General features: G+C 64.9%; 24 protein-coding genes. 3 read left to right on the top strand and 21 right to left on the bottom strand.

The genetic code is table 11. The annotated features are described in order from the left end of the window. Window positions 1-7 precede the first annotated feature (7 nt). From pobA to pcaD, 6 genes are read right to left on the bottom strand one after another with little or no spacing between them, the layout of a single operon-like run. Window positions 8-1180, bottom strand: a complete 1173-nt coding sequence (gene pobA, locus EJ070_RS20515) for a 4-hydroxybenzoate 3-monooxygenase (protein ID WP_126092959.1) — start codon at window positions 1178-1180, stop codon at window positions 8-10. A gap of 58 nt (window positions 1181-1238) precedes the next feature. Further along, window positions 1239-2291, bottom strand: coding sequence for a 3-carboxy-cis,cis-muconate cycloisomerase (locus EJ070_RS20510; RefSeq protein ID WP_126095846.1), 1053 nt, complete (start codon window positions 2289-2291; stop codon window positions 1239-1241). 11 nt (window positions 2292-2302) lie between these two features. Continuing rightward, on the bottom strand, window positions 2303-2917 hold the full coding sequence (pcaG, locus tag EJ070_RS20505) for a protocatechuate 3,4-dioxygenase subunit alpha (protein WP_126092958.1): 615 nt from the start codon (window positions 2915-2917) through the stop codon (window positions 2303-2305). Then, on the bottom strand, window positions 2917-3669 hold the full coding sequence (gene pcaH / locus EJ070_RS20500) for a protocatechuate 3,4-dioxygenase subunit beta (RefSeq protein ID WP_126092957.1): 753 nt from the start codon (window positions 3667-3669) through the stop codon (window positions 2917-2919). Before pcaH ends, pcaG begins: the two co-directional genes overlap by 1 nt. After that, window positions 3662-4063 carry a 4-carboxymuconolactone decarboxylase gene (gene pcaC / locus EJ070_RS20495; RefSeq protein ID WP_126092956.1) on the bottom strand — a complete coding sequence of 134 codons (402 nt, stop codon included), beginning with the start codon at window positions 4061-4063 and terminating at the stop codon, window positions 3662-3664. The genes pcaH and pcaC overlap by 8 nt, the downstream gene beginning before the upstream one ends. After that, a complete protein-coding gene (gene pcaD / locus EJ070_RS20490; RefSeq protein WP_126092955.1) occupies window positions 4056-4868 on the bottom strand; it encodes a 3-oxoadipate enol-lactonase in 813 nt (270 codons plus the stop codon). The genes pcaC and pcaD overlap by 8 nt, the downstream gene beginning before the upstream one ends. Before the next feature lie 92 nt (window positions 4869-4960). Here pcaD and pcaQ point away from each other — a divergent pair, with 92 nt between their 5' ends. Beyond that, complete coding sequence (pcaQ, locus tag EJ070_RS20485) at window positions 4961-5878, top strand: pca operon transcription factor PcaQ (RefSeq protein ID WP_126092954.1); 918 nt, start codon at window positions 4961-4963, stop codon at window positions 5876-5878. Between the two features lie 177 nt (window positions 5879-6055). Here the strand turns inward: pcaQ and EJ070_RS20480 are convergent, their stop codons facing one another. The 5 genes from EJ070_RS20480 to EJ070_RS20460 all read right to left on the bottom strand — a co-directional run bounded on the left by EJ070_RS20480 (window position 6056) and on the right by EJ070_RS20460 (window position 10640). Next, complete coding sequence (locus tag EJ070_RS20480) at window positions 6056-6784, bottom strand: ABC transporter ATP-binding protein (protein WP_126092953.1); 729 nt, start codon at window positions 6782-6784, stop codon at window positions 6056-6058. Then, complete coding sequence (locus EJ070_RS20475) at window positions 6765-7529, bottom strand: ABC transporter ATP-binding protein (RefSeq protein WP_126092952.1); 765 nt, start codon at window positions 7527-7529, stop codon at window positions 6765-6767. Before EJ070_RS20475 ends, EJ070_RS20480 begins: the two co-directional genes overlap by 20 nt. Next, complete coding sequence (locus EJ070_RS20470) at window positions 7526-8527, bottom strand: branched-chain amino acid ABC transporter permease (RefSeq protein ID WP_126092951.1); 1002 nt, start codon at window positions 8525-8527, stop codon at window positions 7526-7528. Before EJ070_RS20470 ends, EJ070_RS20475 begins: the two co-directional genes overlap by 4 nt. Window positions 8528-8530: 3 nt before the next feature. Beyond that, entirely contained in the window at window positions 8531-9391 is an 861-nt protein-coding gene (locus tag EJ070_RS20465) for a branched-chain amino acid ABC transporter permease (RefSeq protein ID WP_126092950.1), read from the bottom strand. A gap of 76 nt (window positions 9392-9467) precedes the next feature. Continuing rightward, entirely contained in the window at window positions 9468-10640 is a 1173-nt protein-coding gene (locus tag EJ070_RS20460) for an ABC transporter substrate-binding protein (protein ID WP_126092949.1), read from the bottom strand. A 323-nt stretch (window positions 10641-10963) separates the two neighbouring features. Here EJ070_RS20460 and EJ070_RS20455 point away from each other — a divergent pair, with 323 nt between their 5' ends. After that, complete coding sequence (locus EJ070_RS20455; protein WP_126092948.1) at window positions 10964-12625, top strand: sulfatase-like hydrolase/transferase; 1662 nt, start codon at window positions 10964-10966, stop codon at window positions 12623-12625. Between the two features lie 9 nt (window positions 12626-12634). Here EJ070_RS20455 and EJ070_RS20450 read toward each other — a convergent pair whose 3' ends face one another. From EJ070_RS20450 to EJ070_RS20430, 5 genes are all read right to left on the bottom strand, one after another. Continuing rightward, window positions 12635-13489 (bottom strand): sugar phosphate isomerase/epimerase family protein, encoded by an 855-nt coding sequence (locus EJ070_RS20450; RefSeq protein WP_126092947.1) that lies wholly within the window; start codon window positions 13487-13489, stop codon window positions 12635-12637. A 4-nt stretch (window positions 13490-13493) separates the two neighbouring features. Further along, complete coding sequence (locus tag EJ070_RS20445; protein ID WP_126092946.1) at window positions 13494-14270, bottom strand: ATP-binding cassette domain-containing protein; 777 nt, start codon at window positions 14268-14270, stop codon at window positions 13494-13496. Further along, the gene (locus EJ070_RS20440) at window positions 14267-15259 is read right to left on the bottom strand and encodes an ABC transporter permease (RefSeq protein WP_126092945.1); all 993 of its coding nucleotides are present in this window, start codon (window positions 15257-15259) and stop codon (window positions 14267-14269) included. The genes EJ070_RS20445 and EJ070_RS20440 overlap by 4 nt, the downstream gene beginning before the upstream one ends. 69 nt (window positions 15260-15328) lie before the next feature. Beyond that, window positions 15329-16318 (bottom strand): substrate-binding domain-containing protein, encoded by a 990-nt coding sequence (locus EJ070_RS20435; RefSeq protein WP_126092944.1) that lies wholly within the window; start codon window positions 16316-16318, stop codon window positions 15329-15331. Window positions 16319-16392: 74 nt separating this feature from the next. Further along, complete coding sequence (locus EJ070_RS20430) at window positions 16393-17466, bottom strand: LacI family DNA-binding transcriptional regulator (protein WP_126092943.1); 1074 nt, start codon at window positions 17464-17466, stop codon at window positions 16393-16395. A 143-nt stretch (window positions 17467-17609) separates the two neighbouring features. Between EJ070_RS20430 and EJ070_RS20425 the strand changes: the two genes are divergently transcribed. Beyond that, window positions 17610-18641 (top strand): hydroxyacid dehydrogenase, encoded by a 1032-nt coding sequence (locus EJ070_RS20425; RefSeq protein WP_126092942.1) that lies wholly within the window; start codon window positions 17610-17612, stop codon window positions 18639-18641. Window positions 18642-18772: 131 nt separating this feature from the next. Here the strand turns inward: EJ070_RS20425 and otsB are convergent, their stop codons facing one another. From otsB to EJ070_RS20400, 5 genes are all read right to left on the bottom strand, one after another. After that, entirely contained in the window at window positions 18773-19564 is a 792-nt protein-coding gene (gene otsB / locus EJ070_RS20420; protein WP_126092941.1) for a trehalose-phosphatase, read from the bottom strand. After that, window positions 19561-21348, bottom strand: a complete 1788-nt coding sequence (locus tag EJ070_RS20415) for a trehalose-6-phosphate synthase (RefSeq protein WP_126092940.1) — start codon at window positions 21346-21348, stop codon at window positions 19561-19563. The genes otsB and EJ070_RS20415 overlap by 4 nt, the downstream gene beginning before the upstream one ends. Window positions 21349-21498: 150 nt before the next feature. Continuing rightward, complete coding sequence (locus tag EJ070_RS20410; protein ID WP_126092939.1) at window positions 21499-23661, bottom strand: amylo-alpha-1,6-glucosidase; 2163 nt, start codon at window positions 23659-23661, stop codon at window positions 21499-21501. Window positions 23662-23702: 41 nt separating this feature from the next. Next, window positions 23703-24761 carry a glycosyltransferase family 4 protein gene (locus EJ070_RS20405; protein WP_126092938.1) on the bottom strand — a complete coding sequence of 353 codons (1059 nt, stop codon included), beginning with the start codon at window positions 24759-24761 and terminating at the stop codon, window positions 23703-23705. A gap of 154 nt (window positions 24762-24915) precedes the next feature. Beyond that, window positions 24916-26130 carry an MFS transporter gene (locus EJ070_RS20400; protein ID WP_126092937.1) on the bottom strand — a complete coding sequence of 405 codons (1215 nt, stop codon included), beginning with the start codon at window positions 26128-26130 and terminating at the stop codon, window positions 24916-24918. Window positions 26131-26361 lie beyond the last annotated feature (231 nt).

The following is a 26361-nucleotide window of genomic DNA, read 5'->3' as shown; positions in this document are numbered from 1 at the left end:
CCGCCGATCAATAGGGAAGGCCGACGTAGTTTTCGGCGAGCGCCGTAGAAGCCGCCTTGGAATGCACGAGATAGTCGAGCTCGGCTTCCTGGATGCGCTGGCCGAACTCGCCCGTCTCGGGAAAGCGGTGCAGGATCGTCGTCATCCACCAGGAGAAGCGCACCGCTTTCCACACACGCGCCAGCGCCTTGGCTGAGTAGGCGTCGAGCCCGGCTTCCGACCTGCCGGAGTAGAATTCGCGAAGCCCGGCAAAGAGATAGCGCACGTCGCTGGCAGCGAGGTTGAGACCCTTGGCGCCGGTGGGCGGCACGATATGGGCGGCGTCGCCGACCAGGAACAGCCTGCCGAAACGCATCGGTTCGGCGACGAAGGACCGCAGCGGCGCGATCGACTTCTCGAAGGACGGCCCGGTGGTGACGGCGGCCGCCGTCTGCGGCGGCAGGCGGCGCCTAAGTTCATCCCAGAAGCGGTCGTCCGACCAGGCCTCGACGCGCTCATCGGCGGGAACCTGCACATAGTAGCGGCTGCGGTGCGGCGAGCGCATCGAGCACAGCGCGAAGCCCCGCTCGTGATTAGCATAGATCAGTTCGTGATCGGCCGGCGGCACCTCCGCCAGCACGCCCAGCCAGCCGAACGGATATTGCCGCTCGAAGGTCTTCAGCGCGTTTTCCGGCACCGATCTGCGGCTGACGCCATGATAGCCGTCGCAGCCGGCGATGAAGTCGCAATCGATGCGATGCGCAGCCCCATCCTTGTCGTAGGTGACGAAAGGCGATACCCCGCCAAAATCGTGCGGCGCGACGTTCGCCGCTTCGTAAACGGTGACGAGCCCCGCCGCCTCCCGCTTGTCCATCAAGTCGTGCGTCACCTCGGTCTGCCCGTAGACGGTGACGTGCTTGCCGCCGGTCAAGCCCGTGAGGTCGATACGATGCAGTCGCCCGCCGAAGGCAAGCGAAATGCCCGCATGCGGCAGGCCTTCGGCATGGAGCCTGTCCGCGGCGCCCGCCTCGCCGAGCAGATCGACCGTGCCCTGCTCAAGCACGCCGGCGCGCACCCGGCCGAGCACATGCTCGCGGCTCGACCGCTCCAGGATGATCGTCTCGACGCCGATGGTGGCAAGCAACTGGCCGAGCAAGAGGCCGGACGGTCCGGAGCCGATGATGGCGACCTGCGTGCGCATTAGATCCCTTCACACATGTCATTCTCCCAAAACCGCAGCGCACTTTGGGCGACATGCGTTAGTGGCCGATGCTCTCGATCCGACCGGCAAGCTCGGCGGCGAGCCTGAGCGCGGCTGCCGTCGCCACCACCATCTGCGGCAGGATGAGCCATTCCAGTGTCCAGGCCGCGCCCGAGCGTTCCTGCTCGTGCACCAGCGCCTGATGCACGCCGGAAAGCTGCGTGGCGCTGAAGCGGGCAAGCGCCACCAGCGCCTCGGCCTTCACCGGATTCTGCTTGTGCGGCATGGCCGACGAGCCGCCAGCACCGGCGAGCTTGATGTCGGATTCGCCCTGCGCCATCAGCGCGATGTCCTGGCCGAACTTGCCGAGGCTGCCGGCGACCAGCGACAGCCAGCCGGCGAATTCGGCGAGCGCATCGCGCTGGCTATGCCATTGCGGCGCGTCGGCAAGACCGAGTTTGGCGGCAAGCGCCGCGCGCACGGCCGGCGCCTTGCCGCCGAGCTTATCGAGTATCCCGGCCGCACCACCGAATTGCACAACAAGCAGCCGGTCGGACTGTTCCTTGAGACGATGCTGGTGACGCTCGAGCGGCGCCCGCCACGAAACGATCCGGTCCGCCGCCGTGATCGGGATTGCCGGCTGCATGCGCGTCACCGCCATCAGCGCCCTGCCTCCGAATTCCTCTTCGAGTCCGGCGAGCCTCACGATGTTCTCGCTGAGCAGCAGGCCGATATGCTCGACCGCCTGGCGCAGGCGCAGCATCAGCGAGGTGTCGATAACGTCCTGGCTGGTCGCGCCGAGATGAACGAATTCGCCATGCGGCTCGCCAACCGCCGCCCGGAGCTGGCGCACCAGTTCCGGCACCACGACGCCATCGTTCGTGACGCCGGCGCGCAGCTTCGCAGTGTCCGGCCGGAACGAAGCCAATGCTTTGACGATCGCAGCCTCGGCCTCGTGCGGGATCACACCGCATTCGGCTTCCGCCTCGGCCAGCGCGCGCTCGAAACCAAGCATCGCGGCGATGTCCGCTTCCACGGAGAAATGCCTCGCCGCCTCTTCGTCGCCGAGCAGGCCGGAAAGCAGCGGATGATCGAAAGGCGAAACGGTCATGTCGGTCACGGTCAGCTGTCGAAGAAGACCGTCTCCTTCTCGCCTTGCAGGTGGATGTCGAAGACGTAGGTGTCGCCCTGGCGCTCGGCGATCAGCGTCGGCGCGCGAACCCGATGCTCGATGCGGGCAAGGATCGGATCCTCGGCATTGGCCTTTTCCTCGTCGGAGAAATAGAGCCTTGTGTGCAGGCCGATATTGATGCCGCGCGCCACGATCCACAGTGTGATGTGCGGCGCCATCAGCCGGCCGTCGCGGAACGGCACGCGGCCCGGCTTGATCGTCTGGAACAGGCAGACGCCGGTTTCCATGTCGGTTGGCTGCCGGCCCCAGCCCTGGAAATTGGGATCGGCCGCGCCGCGCAGTTCGGTGGGCGAATTGTAGAGCCCCTTGGCGTCAGCCTGCCAGATCTCGATCAGCGCGTCCTTGAGCGGCGTGCCGGTGCCATCGAGCACGCGGATGCGCAATTCGATGCGCTCGCCCTTGGTCTGGTCGTTGACCATCGTGGAGCCAAGGTCATTTTCGTAGACGCCGCCGATGCCGCAGAAATTCGGCGTCAGCCCGATATGCACATAGGGCCCGGCGGTCTGCGAAGGGCTCTCCTTCAGCCGGTCGAGCGACTGCGCCATCAATTGCCCTCCAGCCTGTTCTCGAACAGCGTCGAGCGCCGCCCGCGCAGCACGATGTCGAACTTGTAGGCAAGCGCGTCCATCGGGATCGTCGACTGCATGTCGAGCGCGGCAATCAACGCGTCCACGGCTCGCTTGTCGGAGATGCCGCCGACGATCGGGCAGCGCCAGATCAGCGGATCGCCTTCGAAATACATCTGCGTGATCAGCCGCTGCGCGAAACCGTGGCCGAACATCGAGAAGTGGATATGCGCCGGGCGCCAGTCGTTCGGGCCGTTCGGCCAGGGATAGGGTCCGGGCCTGACGGTGCGAAAGCCATAGCCGCCGTCCTCGCTGGTGATGGCGCGGCCGCAGCCGCCGAAATTCGGATCGAGCGGCGCAAGATAGCCGTCCTTCTTGTGGCGGTAGCGGCCGCCGGCATTGGCCTGCCAGAATTCGAGCAGCACACCGGGCACGCCCTTGCCCCGCTCGTCGAGCACGCGTCCGTAAACGATAATGCGCTCGCCGATGGCGCTCTCGCCGGGTTTCGCGAAATTGTGGATCAGGTCGTTGTCGAGCTCGCCGAGCATGGCATGGCCGAAGACCGGGCCGGTGAGTTCCGACAGCGTGTTGTCGAAGGCGACCAAGGCCTTCTGCGGCGAGCGCAGCACCGAGCTCTTGTAGCCCGGCGTGAACGCCGGCGGGTGCCATTGGCGGTCGCGCGGGAAGAAGGCGCCGGTTTCCGGCGTCCGGTTGGAGCCGGCCTCAGGCATGGGCATCGTCCATCTGCGAGAACACCTCCTTGGCGATCTTGAAGGCGCGGTTGGCGGCCGGCACTCCGGCATAGATTGCGACATGCAGGAAGGCTTCGCAGATGTCGTCGCGGGATGCGCCGGTGTTGGCGGTGGCGCGCACATGCATGGCCACCTCCTCGTCATGGCCGAGTGCTGCGAGCAGCGCCAGCGTCACGATCGAGCGCTCGCGCTTCGACAGGCCGGGGCGCGCCCACACCGTTCCCCAGGCGGCCTCGGTGATCAGTTGCTGGAACGGCCGGTCGAAATCAGTGGCGGCATCCTCGGCGCGGTCGACATGCGGATCGCCGAGCACGGAGCGGCGGACTTCAAGCCCGGTCCGGTACCGGTTCTCTTTCTTGGAGACATCATCCATGGAGTTGCTTTCCCTTGGGAAGCGAAGCGACGAAGTCGCGGATCAGGGCGGCAAGCGCGTCGGGCTGCTCGATGCAGGGGATGTGCCCGGCGCCGCGGACCACCTCGAAGCGCGCGCCGGGGATCAGATCGGCCAGCGCGCGGACAAGATCGGGCGGCGTCGAGCCGTCCTGGTCGCCGACGATGCAGAGCGTCGGCACCGCTATTCGACGCGCGCTGTCGGTGAAATCGGCATCACGGACCGCGATGCAGGTGCCGATATAGCCGGGCAAAGCCTGCCTGGTCAGCATGTTGCGGCAGCCGGCGAGATCGGCCGCTCGCGCTTGGTGGAAATCCGGCGTGAACCACACCTTCATTATGCCGTCGGCGATCGCCTCGATGCCGTCGCGCTCGATGGTTGCAATACGGGTATTCCAGCTTTCGGCGGTGCCGATCTTGTGCGCGGTGTCGCTGAGGATCAGCGCCTCGACAAGCTCGGACCGCCGCGCGTAAAGCCCCTGCGCGACCATGCCGCCGACGGACAGGCCGCAGAGCACCACCTTGCCGAAGCCGAAGTGATCGATGAGCGCGCTCAGATCGTCGGCGTGGTCGTCAATCGAGCGCACGCCGCCGCCGATATCGGAGAGCCCCTGGCCGCGCTTGTCGTAGACGAGCATCGGCATTTCTCCGGCAAGCCGCGCCACGATGTCGTCCCAGATCCGGAAGTCGGTGCCGAGCGAATTGATGAAGATGATCGGACGCAAAATGCCCGTCGCCTCGATATAGCGGTGGTGCAGCGTCACGCCGCCTATGCTGACGAATGGCACGATTTCGATCCTCCAAACGCACATTGCACGAGCTATTTGGTTCGGTAAAATGATATTTTGCGGCGTTTCATTAACTTTGAGGTTATCAAACCGTGGCTGACAGCCGGATCCGCTTCCGCCATCTGCAGACGTTTCTCGAAGTTGCGCGGCAGGGAAGCGTGGCGCGCGCGGCCGACTTCCTGCATGTCAGCGCGCCGGCCGTGACCAAGACCTTGCGTGAGCTGGAAGAGGCCCTTGGCATCGCGGTGGTCGAGCGCGACGGCCGCGGCATCCGCGTCACAAGGCTCGGCGAGATATTCCTTAGCCATGCCGGCTCGGCGATCTCGGCGCTGAAGCGCGGCGTCGATTCCGTCAGGCAGGACGGCGCGATCAACCGCCACCCGATCCGCATCGGCGCGCTGCCGACCGTCTCGGCGCGGGTGATGCCGCTGGCGATGAATCTCTTCCTCCAAGAGAACACGAGCGCCGCGATCAAGATCGTCACCGGCGAGAACGCGGTGCTGCTCGAGCAGTTGCGCACCGGCGCGCTCGACCTCGTCGTCGGCCGCCTCGCGGCGCCGGAAAAAATGACCGGCTTCTTCTTCGAGCATCTTTACTCCGAGCAGGTGCTGTTCGTGGTGCGCGCAGGGCATCCCCTGTCGGAGCCGGGAGCGGACATTTTCGCGCGTCTCGACGAGTTTCCCGTGCTGATGCCGACCCGGGAATCCGTCATCCGGCCTTTCGTCGACCGTCTCTTCATCACCAACGGCATGACCGCGCCCGCCACCGAGATCGAGACCGTTTCGGATTCCTTTGGCCGCTCCTTCATGCGCCAGAGCAACGCAGTGTGGATCATCTCGGCCGGCGTCGTCGCCAACGAGATCGCCAGCGGCGCCTTCGTCGTCCTCCCGGTCGACACCGAGGAAACCAAGGGGCCGGTGGGCTTGACCATGCGCACCGACACCGCCCCCTCGCCTGCCTTCACGGTCCTCCTGCAGACCATTCGCGAGGCGGCACGGCACCACGCCTGAAGCTTCCGCAATTCCACGAAAGGCGTGGCAATTTCCGCTCTGGAATTGTGTGAAAACAAACCGTTACTGCAGTTCGCTGGACTGCTCCAACGCGCGTCGGGCTGAACCGGACTCAGGCGACGCGCTTTAGATGCATGTCGTTCGCCAAAACCGCTGCGCACTTTTGGGCGACATGCATTAAGCGACCGAATGCGGTATCGCTGCCACGCCGAGCAGACCTTCGACGGTTTGCGGGCTGGCACGTAATGCGGCAGGCGTTCCCGACCAGGCGATCCGGCCGCGCTCGAGGATGAGCACATGATCGGCGAAATCCAGAGCGGCGCGGATCCTTTGCTCGACAAGCAGGATGGTCATGTCGCCGCCGGAGGCGAGGCGCGTCAGCGCGGCCATCAGCTCGTCGCAGATCACCGGAGCCAGTCCCTCCAGCGGCTCATCGAGCATCAGGATGGACGGGCGGCCCAGTATGGTGCGCGCTGTTGTCAGCATCTGCTGTTCGCCGCCCGAGAGCTGGTTGCCGTAGTTGCGCCTACGCTCCTTGAGCCTCGGAAACATCGCGTAGGCCTCGTCCACTGCCGATCGTTCGCGATCCTTCAACCCGACGAAAAGGTTTTCCTCGACGGTCAGCGACGGAAAGATGCAGCGCTCCTGCGGGACGTAGCCGAGACCCTGCCAGGCGCGCGACGCACCGTCCATTCCGGTAATGTCGATATCGCCGAGCTTGATTGCTCCGGCGTGCCGCCGCGTCTGGCCGGCGATGGTGGCGAGCAGCGTCGACTTGCCGACACCGTTTCGCCCGAGCACGGCCAGCCGGGCACCTGCTTCCGCCTCGAACGATACGTCCTCGAGCACTCGCGTCTGGCCGTAGCCTGCGCTTAAGCCCGAAACCTCAAGCCGCGCCGCGGTCATCGGCATAACTCCCGAGATAAGCTTCCCGCACGCGCCGATCCTTCGCTGCGTCACTGGGCGTGCCGTCGAAGATGATCCTGCCCGCTGCCAGCACGATGACCCGTCTTGCAAATCGGAACACGAGGTCCATGTCGTGCTCGATCATCAGCACCGCCAGATCCGCGGGAAGCCCGGCAAGCGCGGCGTCGATGCGCGGCGTCTCGCTCTGCGGAACGCCCGCCGCCGGCTCGTCCAGCAACAGCACCTTGGGCCTCAGCGCCAGCGCGAAGGCGATCTCCAGCAGCCGCTGCTGCCCATAGGCGATCTCTGCCACCTTGCGGTCGGCGGCGCTCTCCAGGCCAAGCGTGGCCAGGAGCGCCCCGCTCTCCGTGAGCACGTCGGGCATTGTCCAGAACGTCCCGAACATGCGGCCGGTCCGGCCCTGGCGTTGCAGGATAGCGAGCGCCAGATGTTCCCGAGGCGTCATCTCGGGAAAGAGGCGGGTGACCTGAAAGGATCGCACCAGGCCGCGCCGGACACGTTGCATCGGGCTCATGCCGCCAAGTTCTTCGCCCGCGAGCCGCACAACACCGGAGTCGGGCTTCAGATGGCCCGTTACGAGATTGACGAAGGTGGTCTTGCCGGCTCCGTTCGGCCCTATCAGCGCCACGCGGTCGCCGGGGGCCATCGTCAGCGACACGGCCTGGGTGACCGCCAGCCCGCCGAAAGAACGCGTCAGTCTCTCGACCTCGAACACCGGCGTCATCGGCGCCTCGATCGTTCAAGCAGCCGGACAGAAGTGCCGAAGATGCCCCTGGGCGCAAACAGCACGACCAGGACCAGCAGCGCACCGACGATCGTCAGCCAGTGGAATGGGTTGGCGGCCGAGACGAAGTCCTCGAACAGCATGAAGACGACCGTTCCGACAATCGCGCCATAGAGCGAGCCTGTCCCGCCGAGCACCAGCATCACCAGCGCCGAAGCCGACAGGGTGAAGCTCACGCTGTCCAGCCCGACCACTTGGGTGGAGATCGCGTTGAGCCCCCCGCCAACGCCCGCGACCAGGCCCGAGACGACATACATTGCGAGCAGCGTCTTGCTGACGGGCGCCCCCATTGCCGCGACCCGGATCGGATCCTGCCGGATGCCGCGGCAGAGCATGCCGAACGGCGAGCGGGCCAACCGCTGCAGCAGAAACAGCACGATCAGCAGCAGTGCTACGCCCAGCGCATATGCCGTGTGTCCCCAGAGATCGAAGGCGAAGACGCCGAAGAGTGGCGTCGGCGCAATATCCGTCAGGCCATCGCTGCCGCCCGTCCAGCCGGCGGCCTTGTTGGCCGCTTCGTGGAACAGATTGACGATGGCGATCGACAGCACGAGCTGCCCGAGCCCATGGCCGCGCAGGATGACGAAGCCGGACAAGAGGCCGGCGAGCGCCCCGCCGGCACTGCCCGCCGCGATCATGGCGACCGGGTCTGAAATGCCGAAATGCGCAGCGGCGATCCCGGCCGCATAGGCGCCCGCGCCGAATAGGGCTGCATGGCCAAGCGTCGCCACGCCGCAAAAACCGGTCACGAGATCGAGCGACAGCACCAGCATGATCATGCCGATGATGCGTGTGAGCAATGCCAGATTGTCGGGGAACAAAAGATAGCCTGCCCCTGCCGCCGCGAGCACGGCCGCAAGGCCGATCCAGTCGGCGGAGGCGGAGAACCGTGGTCGGGCGACTGGCCTGGCGGCGCCTGTGAGGTGGTCGGCGTTCATGCCTTAGGCCCTTCCGAGAAGGCCGCGCGGAAAGGCGCAAACGATGAGGATGACGGCCAGGTAGAAGAAGAACTCGCCATAGTCCGGCATCAGGTACCGCCCCGCGGTGTCGACCGCACCGAGCACGAGGCAGGCAAGCAAGGCTCCGCCGATCGAGCCGGCGCCGCCCACCGCGACCACGACCAGGAAGGTCACCATGTAGCGCAGCGCGTAATATGGCTCGATCGGCAGCAATTCGGCCCCCACGACACCGCCGAAGGCGGCAAGCCCGGCCGAGACCGCGAAGCTCGCTGCATAGACGGATTTCGTCCGGACACCCAGCGCGGCGGCCATCGGCGTGTTATCCACGGAAGCGCGCAGCTTCACGCCAAAGGAGGTCCGCTCGACCAGGTACCAGAGGGCGGCGGCAACGGCGAAGCCGCACAGGATCGCAAAGAGTTTGTGGGCAGCAATCGAACGGAAGCCGAGATCGACCGGCCCGCTCAGCAGCCCCGGCAGTGGGATGGTCTTGAGCGTCGGTCCGAAGGTGTAGTTGGCGATGCCGATGACGCAGAAGGTGATGCCGATCGTCATCAGCACCTGGATGAGTTCCGGAGCATTGTAGATGCGGCGGTAGAGCAGCCTTTCGATCGGCGCCGCGATGACCACGGTTCCTGCGACCGCGAGCACGAGCCCGACGACATAGCCGAGGCCGAGATCGCGCATGGCATAGGAGGCCAGATAGCCTCCCACCATGGCGAAAGCTCCGTGCGCCAGGTTCACCACCCGCATCAGCCCCATGGTCAGCGACAGGCCGATCGAGATGACGAAAAGCACCATGCCGTAGGCAAGGGCGTCGACCGCGACGCTGAGCACGCTTTGCATGGTTCACTCCGGAGGCCGCCCGCAGGCTGCCGCCTGCAGGCAAGAACATGGACGCTGAGGGCTTGCCTGCGCAAGGCTATTTGGCGGCGGCGAGACCCGGGTCCGTCATGTTGGGGAAGGTCTGGATCTCCTTGTTGTAATAGGTGCCGTCCTCGGCCTTGGCGACCTCCCGCAGATAGATGTTCTGCGTGATATGGCGGCTTTCGGGGTCGATCGATACCGGTCCTCGCGGACTTTCCCAGGCCATTCCCTTGACGGCATCGACGGCCTTCTTGGCGTCCTGCTTGCCGCCCGTCGCCTCGATCATCTTGTAGATGACCCTCATGCCGTCATAGGCGCTGACCGACGGGAAGGACAACTCCGCCGGATTGCCGATCGCGGTGCGCGCCGCCGCGACGAACTTCTTGTTCTCGCCGGAGTCGTGCGCAATCGAGTAGTGGAAGGTGGTCGTGACGCCGAGAGCCGTATCGCCCAGCGCCGGAAGATCGGATTCCTGCGTCAGGTCGCCAGGCGCCAGGAACTGGATGCCGGCCTGCTTGAGGCCGTTCTCGTTATACGACTTCAGGAAGCCGAGCGTGGTCGGGCCGGAGGGCAGGAAGGCAAAGACCGCCTCGGCGCCGGAATCCTTAACCCGCTGCATGATCGGGCTGAAATCGGTCGTCGACAGGGGCATGCGGATCGACTCGACGATTTGCCCGCCATCCGCCTTGAAGGTGGTCGCGAAAGCCGTTTCGGCATCGACGCCGGGCCCATAGTCGCTGACGGCGGTAATGACCTTCTTGATACCGCGCTGGGCCGCCACCTTCGCCATCGGCACCGACGTCTGCCAGAGCGTGAAGGACGTGCGCACGACGAGCGGACTCTTGGTCACGATCGCCGAGGTAGCCGCATTCATGATCACCATCGGCACGTTGGCCTGCTCAAGAAGTGGCGTGACGGCCATGGCATCGGGTGTGAAATAGAAGCCTGCGAGATACTGGACGTGCTCCTTGACGACCAGATCCTGGGCAAGTGATTTGGCCTGCGCGGGATTTGCCGCCGGAAGGTCGCGATAGACGATCTCGACATCATCATTGCCGACCTTGGCGCCGTTCAACGCCGTCCAGGCATCGATGCCGGCCTTGAAATTCTTGCCTTGAATGGCGAACGGGCCGGAAAACGGGCCGATCACACCGACCTTGATCGTATCCGCCAAGGCGGTTCCGCCGAGTGCGATCGCCGCAACCGCGGCCAGCAGCATGCGCCTCATAGTTCTCCTCCCTCGCGCGGCCGCCCAGCTTTAAACGGGGATTTTTCAGCCGCATCGTCTCGGTCTCTCATGCCGAAATGGTAATGTAAAATGAAAATCAGTCGCCGATTATTAACCTCCCGGATATGATTCGATCGAAATCCGGCGCACTTGCATCGTTTCCCTTTGCGGTGCGTGCGTGCCGGCAGCGATACGCTCTCTCATCGAACCAGATCGAGGATTCTGGCGGCCTATCCGGTCGGATCTGCCGACGATATAACGCCTTCGAGGCGATGATGGCATCCTCACCGCGTTACCAAGGAAAGCCGCTCCGACGGATAGCTATGACTTCAAAACGCAACGTCCTTTTCATCATGTGCGACCAGCTGCGGTTCGATTATCTGAGCTGCGCCGGACACAAGAGCCTGAAGACGCCGAACATCGACCGGCTAGCCGGCCGCGGCGTCCGCTTCACCAACGCCTATGTGCAATCGACGGTGTGCGGTCCCTCGCGCATGAGCGCCTATAGCGGCCGCTATGTCCGCTCGCATGGCTCGACCCATAACGGCGTGCCACTGAGGGTCGGCGAGCCGACGCTGGGCGATCACCTGCGCGAGGTCGGCGTGCGCACGGCGCTGATCGGCAAGACGCATATGACAGCCGACGAGGAAGGCATGGAGCGGCTTGGCATCGCCCGGGATTCGATCATCGGCGTGCGCGTCGCGGAATGCGGCTTCGAGCCGTTCGAGCGCGACGACGGCCTGCACCCCTCGACCAGCTACGACCCCGATCCGGCCTACGACACCTACCTGCGCGAGCACGGCTTCAACGCCGAAAACCCCTGGGAGCATTGGGCGAATTCCGGCGAGGGCGAGAACGGCGAGAACTTCAACGGCTGGCTCCTCGTCCACGCCGACAAGCCGGCGCGCATTCCCGAGGAACATTCCGAGACGCCTTACATGACTCGCCGCGCCATGCGCTTCATCGAGGAGGCCGAAGCCAAGGGCGAGGCCTGGTGCGCGCATCTCTCCTACATCAAACCGCACTGGCCCTATATCGTGCCGGCGCCTTACCACGATATGTATGGCAAGGCGGATATCCAGCCGCCGGTCCGCAGCGAGGCGGAGCGCATCTCGCCAAATCCGATTTTCGAGGCCTTCCAGCAGGAGCGCTACTCAAAGAACCTCTCGCGCGACGAGGTCCGCGAGACGGTCATCCCCTGCTACATGGGCCTGATCAAGCAGATCGACGACCAGCTCGGCCATTTGTTCGACTTCATGGAGAAGCGCGGCCTGTTCGGGAACACGCTTGTCGTCTTCACCTCCGACCATGGCGACTATCTCGGCGACCATTGGCTGGGCGAAAAATACCTGTTCCACGACGTCGCGGTGAAGGTTCCGATGATCGTCTACGATCCGCGCACGGAAGCCGACGCCACGCGCGGAACCACGTCAGACGCGCTGGTCGAGATGATCGATCTCGCGCCGACCTTCCTCGACTACCTCGGCGGCAAGGCCAAGCCGCATATCCTCGAAGGCCGCTCGCTGCTGCCGCTCACTTCCGGCGAACGGAAAAGCCTGCGCAACTTTGCGATCAGCGAATACGACTTTAGCGGCGATGCGGCGCGGCTGAAGCTCGCCATGCCGGTGTCGGACTGCAAGCTCTACATGGTGACCGACGGCCGCTTCAAACTCGTCCATGGCGAAGGCGTGCCGCCGATGCTCTTCGATCTCCGGACTGACCCCGGCGAGCTGCGCGACCTTGGCAGCGAGCCGTCGGCGGCCGCCGATATCGAGCGGCTGCGCAAAGTGCTGATGCGCTGGCTGGCGCTTCCCAACAACCGCATCACCGTTCCCGACGAATGGCTGACCGAGATCGACGACAAGATCGAGCATTTCGATCCGATCGTCGGCTCGGGTGTGCTCATCGGCTACTGGGACGAGGCAGAGCTTGCCGAGCAGCAGGAGGCGCGCCGCCGCTGGCTGGCGCGCCAACGTAGCGAGTAGAAGGCCCGCTTATCCCAGCGTCAGTCCGGCCTTCTTCGCCTCCTCTCGCAGGAAGGGCAGCCCGACCTCGATGACGTCGCGCGGGTCCTCCGCCACCGGGCGCCACACCGCGAGCCCGCCGGCAATGTCGACATCGACATGGTTCATGCTTTCGAGCGTGATCGCGCCTTCATAGCCGATGTCGGCGATCGCCTTCATGCAGGCCGCCCAGTTGAGCATGCCCCGCCCCGGCACGCCGCGATTGGCCTCCGACACATGGACATAGCCGAGGAAGGGCGCCGACGCCTCGAAGCCGGCGGCAAAGCTCTCTTCCTCGATATGCATGTGGTAGGTGTCGAGATGGATGAAGATGTTGTCGGCGCCGATCCGCTCGATGATCCGCGCCGCGTCGATGCCGCGGTTGATCAGATGCGTCTCGTAACGGTTGCAGGGCTCGATGCCGAGCTTCAGGCTGCGCGACTTCGCCGACTTCGCCGCCCGTTCGAGGAAGCGGCATATGCCGTCGATCTCCCTTTGCGTCGTCGCCCGGCCGGTCGTCTTGCCGATCGTGCCGTAGGTGACGCCGCCGAGCGCCTCACTGCCCACCTCGTTGCAGACCTTGAAGGCCGGCTGCAGGAAGTCGAGCGCCTCATCCGGCCGTTCGACCACGTCGAGCGCGCGCGGCAGGCCGAGCGACGGGATGAGCTCGACGCCATAATGGTTGGCGAAGCCGCGCGTGCGCTTGGTGTCGATCTCCTCGGGGCGCAGCAGCGGGATCTCCATCAGCCCGATGCCAAGCTCCTTTAGCCGGTCCATCTGCGGCTCGATGCGGCCAAGATCCCAGACCGGAGCGATGGCGAAAGTGTGCAGTCCAAATGTATTCATAAGCTCAGCCTCGTTGTTCATGCGCCGCGGCGGCGGCGATATCGCCGCCGCCGACGATGCGGCTGACGACTTCGTTCATGTTGGTCCTGGCGGTGACGAGATCGGCATCCGCCCTTCCGTGGCGCAGCACCACGATGCGGTCGGTGACCGAAAGCACGTCGTTCAGCCGATGCGAGATCAGGATGACGGCGATGCCTTCCGACTTCAGCCGCCGGATGAGATCGAGCACGCTTTGCACCTCGCGCACGGCGAGCGCCGCCGTCGGCTCGTCCATGATGACGAGCTTCGGATTGAAGGTCAGCGCGCGGGCGATCGCTACCGTCTGCTGCTGGCCGCCGGAGAAGGAGCCGACGGAGCGGCTGATCGACGGCAGATGTGCGCCCAACCGCTCGATCATCCGCGCCGCCTGGCGGTCCATCTCCGCCTTGTCGACGAAGCCGGGAAACAGGCCGAGCAGCCTTTTCGTCGGCTCGCGTCCAAGGAAGATGTTCGACGCCACATCCTGTTGTTTAGCGAGCGAAAGATCCTGGTAGATCATCTCGATGCCGAGGCGGCGCCGCTGGCCGGGATCGAGCGCAAGGATGTCCTTGCCGTCGAATTCGATCGAGCCGGTGTCGGCGCGGTAGATGCCGGTGATGGTCTTCATCAGCGTCGACTTGCCGGCGCCATTGTCGCCGACCAGCCCGACCACTTCGCCGGCCGCGACCGACAGGTCGACGCCATGCAGCACGTCGACCGCGCCGAAGCTTTTGCGGATGCCGTGGAGCGAAAGCAGGGTCATACGCGCGACTCCTTCCGCACCTGGTACTGGTCGATGAAGACCGCGAGGATCAGCACCGCGCCGATCGCCATCTGCTGGTAATAGGACTGCACGGCTAGCAGCGTCAGGCCGTTCTGCAACACGCCCATGATCAGCGCGCCGATCATGGTTCCAAGGATCGAGGCGCGGCCGCCGAAGAGGTTGGTGCCGCCGATGATCGCAGCAGTGATTGCCGTAAGCTCGTAATTGATGCCGGCGGTCGGATCGCCGGCATTGACGCGGGCGGTGAAGAGCAGACCGGCAAGGCCGGCGAGCGCGCCGGACAGCGTATAGATGATGCGCCGGTGCTGCTCGACGCGGATGCCGGCCGCGCGCGCGGCACCCTCGCTGTCGCCGAGCGCCAGCGTGTGGCGGCCGAAGCGCGTATAGGCGAGCACCGCATGCGCGACGATCGCCGTCAGCACGAAGATGATGACCGGCATCGGAATGCCCAAGGGCCGTCCTTGCCCGATATAGACGATCTCGGGCGGCAGGCCGTAGATCGCCCTGCCCTGCGAGATGACCAGCGCCAGCCCGCGCGCCAGGCCCAGCATGCCGAGCGTGACGATGAAGGCCGGCACGAAGGCGCGAGTCACCAATTGCCCGTTGATATAGCCGGCAATCGCGCCGGCAAGGATGCAGGCGATCACGGCGAACACCGACGGCCAGCCGAGATTGACGGCAACGAAGGCGCCGGCCACGCCGGCGAGCCCCATGACCGATCCGAGCGAAAGGTCGAGCCCGCCCGAGCCGATGACGAAGGTGGCGGCAATCGCCAGCACGCCGATCGTCGAGGTCGCGAGCAGGATGTTGAGGAAATTGCTGAGCGACAGGAAGAAGGGCGACAGCAGCGCCATCGCCGCACTCAGCGCCAGAAGCACGACCAGGGACTCCAGCCTGATGTGGAGCCTCTCGACGGATGCGCGCTGCACCCGAGCCCAGAAACCGGGCTGCGCCGTTTCGGAAGACATGTTTTTTACCCTTCGGGTAGGGGTTAGGCAGTGGGGATTAGGGACTAGGCACCCCTACTGCCTACTGCCTCATTTCACATATTGCAGCATCGGCTCCTTGCCCGCGTCGAGCACGTCCTTGGTCAGCACCAAGGTGGGCACCGCGACGCTTTCCTCGACCTTCTCGCCGGCCAGCGCCTTCTTGACGTTCTCGACCGCCTGCTTGCCGACGAGATAGGGAAGCTGCGCGACGGAAGCGTTGAGACGGCCTTCCTTGATCGACTTCACCGCATCGACATTGCCGTCGACGCCGATCATCGTCACCTGCTGGCCTTTGCCCGCAGCGTAAACCGATTCCACGGCGCCCAGCGCCATGCCGTCATTGGCGCAGAAGATGGCGACGAGATCGGGATGCGCGGTCAGCGTGTCTGTGGCGATCGAGGCCGCCTTGCCGCGATCCCAGTCGCCCGGCAGCGAAGCGACGATCTGCAGCCCTGGCGCCAGTTCCTTCAGCTTGTCGGCGAAGCCCTTGGCGCGCTTCTCGCCGGTGATGTTGCCGGAGAGACCTTCGATCACCAGCACCGGACCCTTGGCGTCCTTGCCGAGCTTGGAGACGAGATATTCAGCACCCTGCGCGCCCGCCGCGACATTGTCGGAGCCGATATGGAAGGTGACCTTGACGCCTTCCTTGTCGAGAACCGCCTGGTCGAGATTGTTGTCGAGATCGACGATCTTGATGCCGGCGTCCTGCGCCGACTTCAGGCAAGGCAGGAGGTTGGTCGAGTTGATGGCCGCGGTGATCATCGCCACCGGCTTGCGTTCCAGCATCGTGTTGCAGAGGTTGAGCTGCGGCTCGGCCGCCTGGTCGCTTTCGGCCGCTTGCTGGAAGTATTTCACGCCGGCTTCCTTGGCGCCGTCGGCGACGCCCTGGGCCATCGCGCCCCAGAACGGATTGGCCAGCGTCTTCATCAGCACGCCGTATTCGCCGTCTTCTGCCCTGGCGGCGCCGACCGCTGACATTACCAAGGCGACGCCCAATGCAAGAGTAAATCGATTTATCTTCAGGATAAGCGATGTCATTCCAATCCTCCGTTTGTTTGCGCCGGGTGTCTGGGCCAGGGCCGGCGCTTTTCTTCCGTTGTCGACAATGGGGGCTATTGTCGGTCTCCTCCCCCGGAATGCGGGACGCTGCCTGGCGAGCCAACGGATTCCCGCATCAACACCTTGCAAGGTTCGAGCCGCGCCCTCGGCGGGCCGCCCTCGCCTTCGATCCTGCGAAACAAAACTTCCATTGCGTTGCCGGCGATCTCGCGCACCGGCTGCACCACGGCGGCGATGGCCGGCCAGGTCACCTGCATCCATTCGGCATCGTCGAAGCCGACCAGCGAGATGTCGTTCGGGCAATGCCAGCCGCGTCGCCGGAATTCCGACAGCGCCACCAGCGTGCCCTTGAGGAACAGCGAATAGACCGCCGTCGGCCGCTCGCCCCTGTCAGCCCCCTTGGAGAAATAATCGTGAAGCAGCGCCCGCAAAGGCTCGACCTCGCTTTCGGAAAGCACAACGTCGATGCGGATGTCGGGCGCAAGTTCCAGCGCGGTGCTGCGGAACCCCTCAAGACGGGCACGCACAGTCGCCGCCTGCTGGCCGAGGCCGACCACGAGGATATGGCGATGGCCCTTGCCGACCAGCGCGCGCGCCACTTCGGCGCTCGCCGCGGAACTGTCGGCCGAAACCGTGTCGAAGGCATCGTCGGCAAGCACGCGGTCGATCAGCACCCCGGTCATGCCGTTCGCCTTCATGAAGGCGGCCGCGGGACCATGCTCGTTGCGCACAGGCGCCAGCACGACGCCGGCGACGCGCCAATCATGCATGCGGGCAAGGATCTCTTTCTCCCGCGCCTCGGATTCACGGCTCGACGCCGCCACCAATGTGTAGCCGCGCTGCTCGGCAAGGCCCTCGAGTTCCGTGACCATCTGGCCGAAGAACTCGCTTTCGAACTCGGGCATGATGGCGCCGATGATGCGGCGCTTGGCCCGGCGCATGTCGGAGGCTAAAGGGTCGACGCGGTAGCCGAGCAGTTCGACGGCATCGAGGACGCGCTGCGCGTTTTCCGGCTTCACCGTCGTGACGCCGGCCAGCACCTTGGAGACGGTCGCCGCGGACACGCCGGCATGGCTTGCCACATCGTGGATCGACGGGCGCCGCTGCTGGGCTTCCTGTTGCGCCATTAATCTCCTCCCGCGGGCGGCTGGCCGCAAACCCTCTTGCTAATGTAATCGATAAATCGATTTTTCGCTGTTGTAAATCGTTTCATCCGGAGTAAAAAACGCAGTTGTGATTGACGCAATCCAGTCGCGCCGGGAGGAACATCATGTCCAACAAAGCCTCGCCGCTGGTGATCAGCGCGCCCGAACCGCGCACGCTCGACCTGATTTTCACGCCGCCGCAACTGGCGCTGTTTCGCAAAAAATATCGCATCGTCGAGACAACGCCCGAAGGCGTGGCTGAGTTGCCTCCGAATGTGCTGGCCGAAGCGCGCTACATCGTCGGCCAGCCGCCGATCGCGCCGGACACGTTGGAGAAATTGAAGGCGCTGCGCTGCATCTTCAATGTCGAGACCAACCTCATCAACAACATGCCCTATGAGACGCTGTTCGCCCGCGGCATCCACGTCGTCACCACCGGCCTGGTGTTTGCGGAACCGGTTGCGGAGCTCGGCCTTGCCATGGCGCTCAACCTGGCGCGCAACATCGTCGATGCCGACCTCGCCTTCCGGCAAGGCAAGGAGCTGTGGGGCGGCGACGGCAACCAGAAAGCCCGACTGCTCTCGGGCGCCGATGTGGGCATCATCGGCTTCGGCGATCTTGGCCGCGCGCTCAATCGCCTGCTTTCCGGCTTCCGCACCCGCACCAGGGTCTATGACCCATGGCTGCCGCCTTCCGTACTTGTCGAGCACGGCGTCGAACCGGCCTCGCTCGACAAGGTGCTGTCGGAAAGCGATTTCGTCTTCGTCGTCGCCTCGGTGACCAGCGAGAACCAGGGTTTCCTCGGCGCCGATGCCTTCGCGAAGATGCGCAAGGGCGCCGCCTTCATCCTCCTCAGCCGCGCCGGTGTCGTCGATTTTGCGGCCTTGATGGCGGCGGTGAAGAGCGGCCACATCGTCGCCGCCAGCGACGTCTTCCCGGAGGAGCCGTTGGCGAAGGACCATCCGGTCCGCGCCCTGCCCGGCTTCCTGCGTTCGGCCCACCGCGCCGGCGCGCTCGACGTCGCTTTCAAGCGCATGGGCGACATGGTGCTGGAGGACATGGACCTCGTCGATCGCGGCCTGCCGCCGATGCGCTCCAAGCGCGCCGAGCGCGAGACCGTTTCCCGGATGCGCTCCAAGCCGGTCGACAGAAACTGAATGACCGGCGGCCGACACATTCTCCGTATGGCTAAAGCAATTCCAGGAAAAGTGTGAGCGGTTTTCCGTCTGGAATTGCGTCAAAACAAGGGGTACAGCGGGTCGCCGTTTCCGTGAAACGGTGAACCGCTCTAGGTAGGCAATGCCGAACTGCGGCGGATGATTTCTTCTTCATCGGTTGTGCCGAAATTCGCCTCGAGCCAGGCGATCGCGCTGGCGACGTCGGCGATGGCGAAGCGTGCCGCGGTCTCGCCCTGCGGCTTCACGCGGATCGAGATCCCGCCCGCGGCATTGACGGTCTCAAAGCCGTTCTCGTCCGACGTGTCGTCGCCGAGGAATACCGGACGCCGGCCGCTGAACGGATCGAGCTGCATGAAGCGCCTGATCGCCGCCCCCTTGGCGGCTTCGAGCGGCATCAGCTCGACGCCGGCATTGCCGGCGATGACCCGGTATCCTTCCGGCAGGCGGGCAAGCGCCGCCTCGACCAGTTCCGTCGCGCGGGCCAGCAAATGCGGCGCCGCCCTTGTGTGAATAGCGAGCACCGGGCCCTTGCGCTCGATATAGACGGCCTTGCTTGCCAGCTCGAGCTCGATCTCGTCGGCCAGTGCCGCCATATCCTCCGGCTCGTCGGCGGCCTCGATTTGCCCGTCCGGCGTCAGCCTGTGTTCCAGCCCATAGAGGCCGGCGATCCGCAGCTTCAAGGGGTCGAACAGGCCGTCGACGGCCGCGATCGAGCGGCCGGTGATGAAGGCGAGCGCGCCGTCCAGCCGCTGGTCGATCGTCTCCAGCAGGAGGCGCAGCCCCTCGCCGACCGACACGCTGTCCGGATGGGCCGCGTGTTCCAGCAAGGTTCCGTCAATGTCGAGGAAAAGCGCCCATCGACCTTCGGGGAGTCGTGGCGTCAAATCTGTCTGTAAGTTCATCGGAATCCGACTGCCTGTTTGCGTTCGAATATGGAGACGACATTGTCGCCATTCAGCGACCGGTCGGATAAAGCCGTGACCCGGTCGAGCTCGTCGCGCTTCCTGAGCCGCGCCGCGTCGAGCAGCATGCTGCCGGCCCAGCGATAGACGTTGTTGTCGCGGACGATCTCGCGCATGCGCCGCATGCGCTCGTGCTGCTCTTCCGGCCCCATGGTGAGTGCCTGCAGCATGGTCTCGCTCATCATCGCCGCGTCATAGGGATTGACGATCAGCGCCTCCAGCAGCTCGCGCGAGGCGCCGGCGAAGGTGCTGAGCAGGAGCACGCCCTGCTCGTCATCGCGGGAGGCGACAAATTCCTTGGCGACGAGGTTCATTCCGTCATGCAGGCTTGTGACGAGGCAGATGTCGGCGGCCCGATAGATTTCGTAGACACCCTTCTGCGAGTGATGCTCGGCCACCAGCACCACAGGGTGGTAATGCTCGTTGCCATAGCGCTCGTTGAGCTCCTCGGCCAAGCGCAGGCATTCCTCATGCAGTTGCTTGTAGGCCGGCAGCGAGCCGCGGCTGGGCGCGGCGATCTGCAGGAACACCACCTTGCCGATCGTTTCCGGATGGCGGATGAACAGCTCGTCCAGCGCATGGAAGCGGTCGAGGATGCCCTTGGTGTAGTCGAGACGCTCGACGCCGACGCAGAGCTTGGCATCGGCCGGAATGCCGAACCGCTCGCGGATGTGTTGTCGCGAGTCCTCGACCGAAGGCAGGGCCTTCAACAACTCGACGGGCCATTCGATAGAGATCGGATAGGCATGCACCAGCGTCGTTTGGCCGCCATAGGATATGGCGGCGTCGGCGCGCTCGATCCGGCTCTCCATGAAACGATCGACGCTTTCGGTGAAGTTGTTGGCGTGGAATTGGGTATGGAACCCAATGATCGAGCTGCCGAGCAGCCCGTCGAGGATGCGTTCGCGCCATGGGCAGATGCTGAACACTTCCGAATTCGGCCACGGAATGTGCCAGAAAGTGATGACGATCGCGTCCGGCAAGCGCTCGCGGATCATGCGCGGCAGCAGCGCGAAGTGATAATCCTGGACCAGCACGATCGGCCGCTCGTTGCGGGCCTCGGCGACCACCGTATCGGCGAACTTGCGGTTGACAGCCTCATAGGCTTCCCAGTCAGAATCGCGGAAGGTCGGGCGGGTGAAGGCGACATGGCAGAGCGGCCACAGCCCTTCATTGGCGAAGCCGAGATAGTAGCCCTGATATTGCTCTTCGGTCAGCCAGACCCGGCGCAGCGTGTAGGAGGGATTGCCAGGCGGCACCTGCACCCGGTCATTCGCGTCGACCACGACGTGGTCTGCGCTGCCGCCGCCATAGGCGATCCATGTGCCGGCGCAGGCGCGCGTGATCGGCTCCAGTGCCGAGACCAGTCCGCTCGCCGGTACGACGAGTTCGACATCGCCGTTCTTGTCCTCATTGTGGATGTAGGGTTCGCGGTTGGAAACGACGATGACCTGTGCGTCCGGCAGGTCCTCGGTGAGGATCTTGCGCAGCGTCTCCGGCGACCAGGTGACGAGGGCGGCGTCGACCGACTGCCCGTTCTTCTCGAATTCGCGCAACACCTTGCGCGCGGCTTCCGAGGCGACATCGTCACCCGGGGCAGGCGTGTTCACACCCTTTGGATGCTGATGACGGTGCCTAGATACTGAAACGAAGATCGCGAGAGCGGAAAGTCCGAGACTTACAAGGATAAGGACCCACAAGAGGTCGACGCCGTATTGTGTCATTGAATGCCAGGTTGCCTCCGGCTGTCCGCTATTTTGTTTTTCGTTCTTGCCGGCTGCGGATGGATAGGCCGGTACCAGTTCGCAACGCACAAAGTCGCGATCGGTTCCGACATTTTTCGGTTGCCGGACGCAACCTTGCCGGCCTTTGTTCTAGGTTCGCACGATAAGCGGCACCATGCCCTCGTGCCGGTCGGACAGGAAGGCGACGACGCGGTCGCCGACCCGTTGGAAAGCGAGGTCGACGGATTTGTCGCCGACGCTGAGATGCCGCAGCGTGAGCGTATCGATGCCGATCGGCAGCCTTGGGCGCGTGACGTGCAGTTCGCCTTCCCATCCATCGATTTCCAGGCCGAGGCAGGCCTGCATCAGCATGAAGGTGGAGCCTGCCGACCAGGCCTGCGGCAGGCAGGCGACCGGATAGGCGATCGGCGCCTCGCCCGGCGCCCGGGTGAAGCCGCAGAACAATTCCGGCAGCCGCATGTTGAAATGCACGGCCGACTCGAAGGTGCCGCTCATCATCCGAACCACGCTGTCGCGCTCGCCGTAACGCGCCAGGCCGACGCCGCAAAGCGCGGTGTCGTGCGGCCAGATCGAGCCGTTGTGGTAGGACATCGGGTTGAAGAAGATCGCATCGTCCGCGAGCGTCCTCAGCCCCCAGCCGGAATGGAAAGAGGCCGACAGCAACTGGTCGGCGACCATCTTTGCCCGCTCCAGCTCCGGCAACCCGACATAAAGCAGATGCCCGGCATTGGAGGTGCGGACCTTGCAGGGTTCGCCCTCGCCATCGATGGCAAGGGCGTAGAAGTTGAGATCGTCCATCCAGAAATCGCGCTCGACGGCCAACCGCATTTCCTCGGCGCGGTTTTCCCAATGCTCGGCATCGGCGAACTCGCCGCGGCGGCGCGCGAGCGAGGCGAGGCCCCGATAGGCGGCAAAGACATAGCCCTGCACCTCGACCAGGGCGATCGGTCCCTTGGGAATCCGTCCGTCGGCATGGAAGACGGAATCGATACTGTCTTTCCAGCCCTGGTTGGCAAGACCGGACTCGGCCGCGCGCTGGTAGGTGACGAAGCCCGTCGCCCGGCTTGCCTCTTCCGTCCACTCGGCGGCCGCCTTGAGCGACGGCCAAAGTGTGTCGACAAAGGCCATGTCGCCGGTGCGGTCGGCATAGGCGCAGGCGAGATGAATGTAGAGCGGGGTCGTGTCGACACCGCCATAATAGCGGCCGAAGGGGAGTTCGCGCAGCGCCGCCATCTCGCCCTTGCGCGTCTCATGCATGATCTTGCCTGGCTGGGAATCGATGAAGGGCGACGTCTCCGTCGCCTGATGCTCGGCAAGAAACGCCAGCACACCGCGCGCCAGGCCGGGATTGAGCCACAGCATCTGCAGCCCCGAAATCACGCCGTCGCGGCCGAAGGCCGTCGAGAACCACGGAATGCCGGCATAGGGATAGGGCCCGGTCGAGAGTTCGGTGGTGAGCAGCGCGACATCGGCGCGCGCGCGCTCGACCCAATCGTTGAACACGCGGCCCGAACTGTGCACCGTGGCACCATGCCGGCGCTTGGAGCGCATGCCGAAACGGGCGCGGGCCGCGGCGGCGCGGAAGCGGTCGCGCCCGGGTGTATCCGCGATCTCCGGGCCGACTTCGACATAAAGCACCTTGCTGCTGCGCTTGGTGACCGCGATCAGGAAGTCGGCGCGATTGTCGCTCAACCGGTCGGGGGCCTGCGAGAAGGAAATCGCCGACAGGCGCGGCAACCCGTCGAGACCGTCATAGCCGAGCAGCACCGATGCCTTCTCGGTCCTGGCGACATGGACCGTTCCGCGTTTCGGCCGCGTCGAGCCGCGCACCTCGAACATGTCCCGGAAGTCGGCGGCGAAATGCAGCGAGACGGCAATGGTCGAGTGCTCGCGGCTGTAGTTGGAAAGCGTGATGCGATCGAACAGCCGGTCCTGCCAGATCAGCCTGACGCGCTCGATATGGATCGCGCCTTGCGGAATGTCGCGGCCGGCGGCGCTCTGGATCGGCAGGTTGGTCAGGTTGCTGGTGAACAGCACATTGTCCTGGCTGAGCGAGGCGCCGAGCAGCGACATCTGTCTGCCGCCGACCGTCAGGCGGAACTCGGAAAGGACGCGCGTATCGTCGCGAAAGAAACCGTCGCCGGCGCCTCTGATGTCGCCATAGGCGTCCGTGACGGCAAAACAGTCGCCCTGCTTGAGCGCGAACAGCCGGTGCGGCTCCCGCGGCGCCGTTTCGTCAAGCGAGGCAAGGGCTACCGCGGGATCGAGCTTGCGCTCGTCGAGCTGCGTCATTCGTCACCTCTTCGTTTGTCCCGCCCGAAAGACAATGCCGATCAGGAGGCCTTCGCCTCCCGGATGCCGATCAGGCGCATATAGGCGGCGAGATAGTCGCGCGCCATCCTGGTGACCGAAAACCGCTTTTCGAAGACCGCCCTCACCTGCCGCCGATCAAGCTCGAGAAGGGCCGGCATTGCAGCGACAGCCTCATCGACGGTGTCCACGGCAAAGCCGGTCACGCCCTGGTCGATGATCTCCGGCAAGGCGCCGCAATTCCAGGCGATGACCGGCGTGCCGCAGGCCATGGCCTCGATCGGCGCCAGGCCGAACGGCTCCGGCCAATCGATGGGAAACAGGAGACCGGCGGCGTTGCCGAGAAATGCCGCCTTCTCGTCCTCAGCGATCTCGCCGACATAGTCGACGCGGTCGCCGTCGATGAGCGCCTCGATCTCGTCGTGAAAATAGGCGCGGTCATCGTCGCCGATCTTGGCCGCCAGCTTCAGCTTCAGCCCGGAACGTCGCGCGATATCGATCGCGCGGTCCGGCCGTTTGTCGCGCGAGAGGCGCCCGAGAAAGGCCAGATACGGCTCTTCGGGTGACGGGTCATATGTGGGCTGATAGGCATCGACCGGGATCCCGTGATGGATCGTGGCAATCCAGTTGGCGTCGGGCAATCCCCGCTTCTGGCTGTGCGAGATGGAGATCATCGGGAAGCGTGGGAAGCGCCTGTAGGCCGGTGCCAGGTCGACATAGTCGAGCCGGCCATGCGGCGTCGTCACCGTTCGTCCCGCCATGTGCTCGAAGAACGGAAAATGCGCGAAATGGCTGAGATGGAAGTGGATGACGTCGAACTCGCCGGCCCGCTCGCGCACGTCAGCAAGCATCGCGAGATGGGCCGCGATCTCCGATTTCTTCGGCCGCGGGTCGAGCCTGATCGCCTGGTCGCGGCCGGGCACCAACCGCGCCGAGGTCTCGCTGTCGCCGCTGGCGAACAGCGTCACATCGTGCCCCAATTCCACCAGCGCTTCGGTGAGATAAGAGACGATGCGCTCGGTGCCGCCGTAAAATCTCGGGGGGACGGACTCATAGAGCGGCGCGACATGGGCAATGCGCATGGATTCCCTCAAACTGTTGATGGGAACCAAAATGCGTCAGCCGCGAGATCGTTCCTCCCAATCGGCAGGAACCGGAGAAAGCGCCCGGCGGGGGTGAGCGCGTGGCTGGACGGAGCTTTCCGGCCACGCCCAGGATTCGACGGCCAGCCGGAACCTACCGCCGGCCGCCGGCAAGCTTGAGCGCCGACCGATCGGCCCGCAGCGCCAGCATTGCGGCGGCGCCGATGGCCGGACCAGGCACCAGCAACAGGAACGCCCAGCGCCAGCCGCCGATGGCCTCGCCGAACAGCGGCACCATCCAGATGGCGGCGATGGTGATGGCAAAGCCGATACCCATCTGGAAGGCCAGCGCCGATCCGACGAGATGCGGCTCGGCAAGTTCCGTCACGGCGGCCGAGAATTGCGCGGAGTCGGCAACGACCGAGACGCCCCAGACCAGGGCGACGGCGACGAACAGCCAGGACGGACCGTCGAAGAAGACGCCGATCAGCAGTGCGCACGCGCCGGATAGCGCCATCGACAGCGCCGTTGTGTTGCAGCGGCCGACACGATCGGCCAGCAGGCCGCCGCCGGCGGCGCCGAGCGCGCCCACTGCGATCACCGCGAAGGTGAGCAGCGAAACATTTCCGGAAAAGATCGGGTTGCCGGCAGCAAGCGCGGCTCCCGCATAAGCCAGGAACCAGCCCCACATGGCGTAGAGCTCCCACATGTGGCCGAAATAGCCGAGATTGGCGAGCATGACCGGGCGGTCGCGGATAATCGCCCCGACCTGGCGTGGGTCGACGACCGATCGCGCAAATGGAAACGGGCCTTCATGCAGGGCGCGTCCGAAGATTGCCGCGGAGACGAACGCGCACAACGAGCTGGCGCTCACGACGACGCGCCAGTCGACCCCGGCGCCGATGGCCCGCACCAAATGCGGCAGCGCCGAGCCGAGCGTCAGCGCCGCGATCAGCAGGCCGAGCGCCAGGCCGCGCTCCTTGCGAAACCAGGTCGCCATCAGCTTTATCGCCGGCGGATAGACACCCGCCAGCGCAATGCCGGTGACGAACCGGGCGAGGACCGCAACGACAGCGCCGGGCTCGATCAGCAGGACCAGGTTCGCCGCCCCTGCCAGCGCCGCCGCGCCCGCCATCATGCGATTGAGCCGCCAACGGTCCGGCAGCCCAAGGATCGACGAGGTCAGCGCTCCGATGACGAAGCCCGCCTGCACGCCGTTGGTCAGCCAGGCCGCTGCGGCGGCGCCAAGCTGCCAGCGCGTCTCGAGTTCGGGAATCACCGCCGTTGCCGAAAACCAGGTGGTGAGCGAAAGAACCACGGCCAGGCAAGCCAGCGCGAGGAACGACCAGCGCCTCGCCTCGCCCGACATCCTCACAGCCCCTGAAGCGGTGTTGTGCAGGTGATCGGCGCCTCGGTCAGTTTGCAGATCGACTTTTCCGCATCCATCTCGGCTACCCCCCAACGCAGCTATGACGGCCAACACCCGCTGCCCTCATGAACTCCCATTCTACACTGAGAAACATCGTGCCGGTCCAGGCAATTCCTCGGCGAAGGCGGCTTCCGAAATGCCGGTAGCCCACCTCCAGGACTTGCTTGCCGA

Source organism: Mesorhizobium sp. M1E.F.Ca.ET.045.02.1.1, assembly GCF_003952485.1.
In the GTDB taxonomy this organism is placed as follows: Bacteria; Pseudomonadota; Alphaproteobacteria; order Rhizobiales; family Rhizobiaceae; genus Mesorhizobium.
The sequence above is the reverse complement of the archived record's forward strand: the minus strand, read 5'-3'. Positions and strand labels throughout refer to the sequence as shown.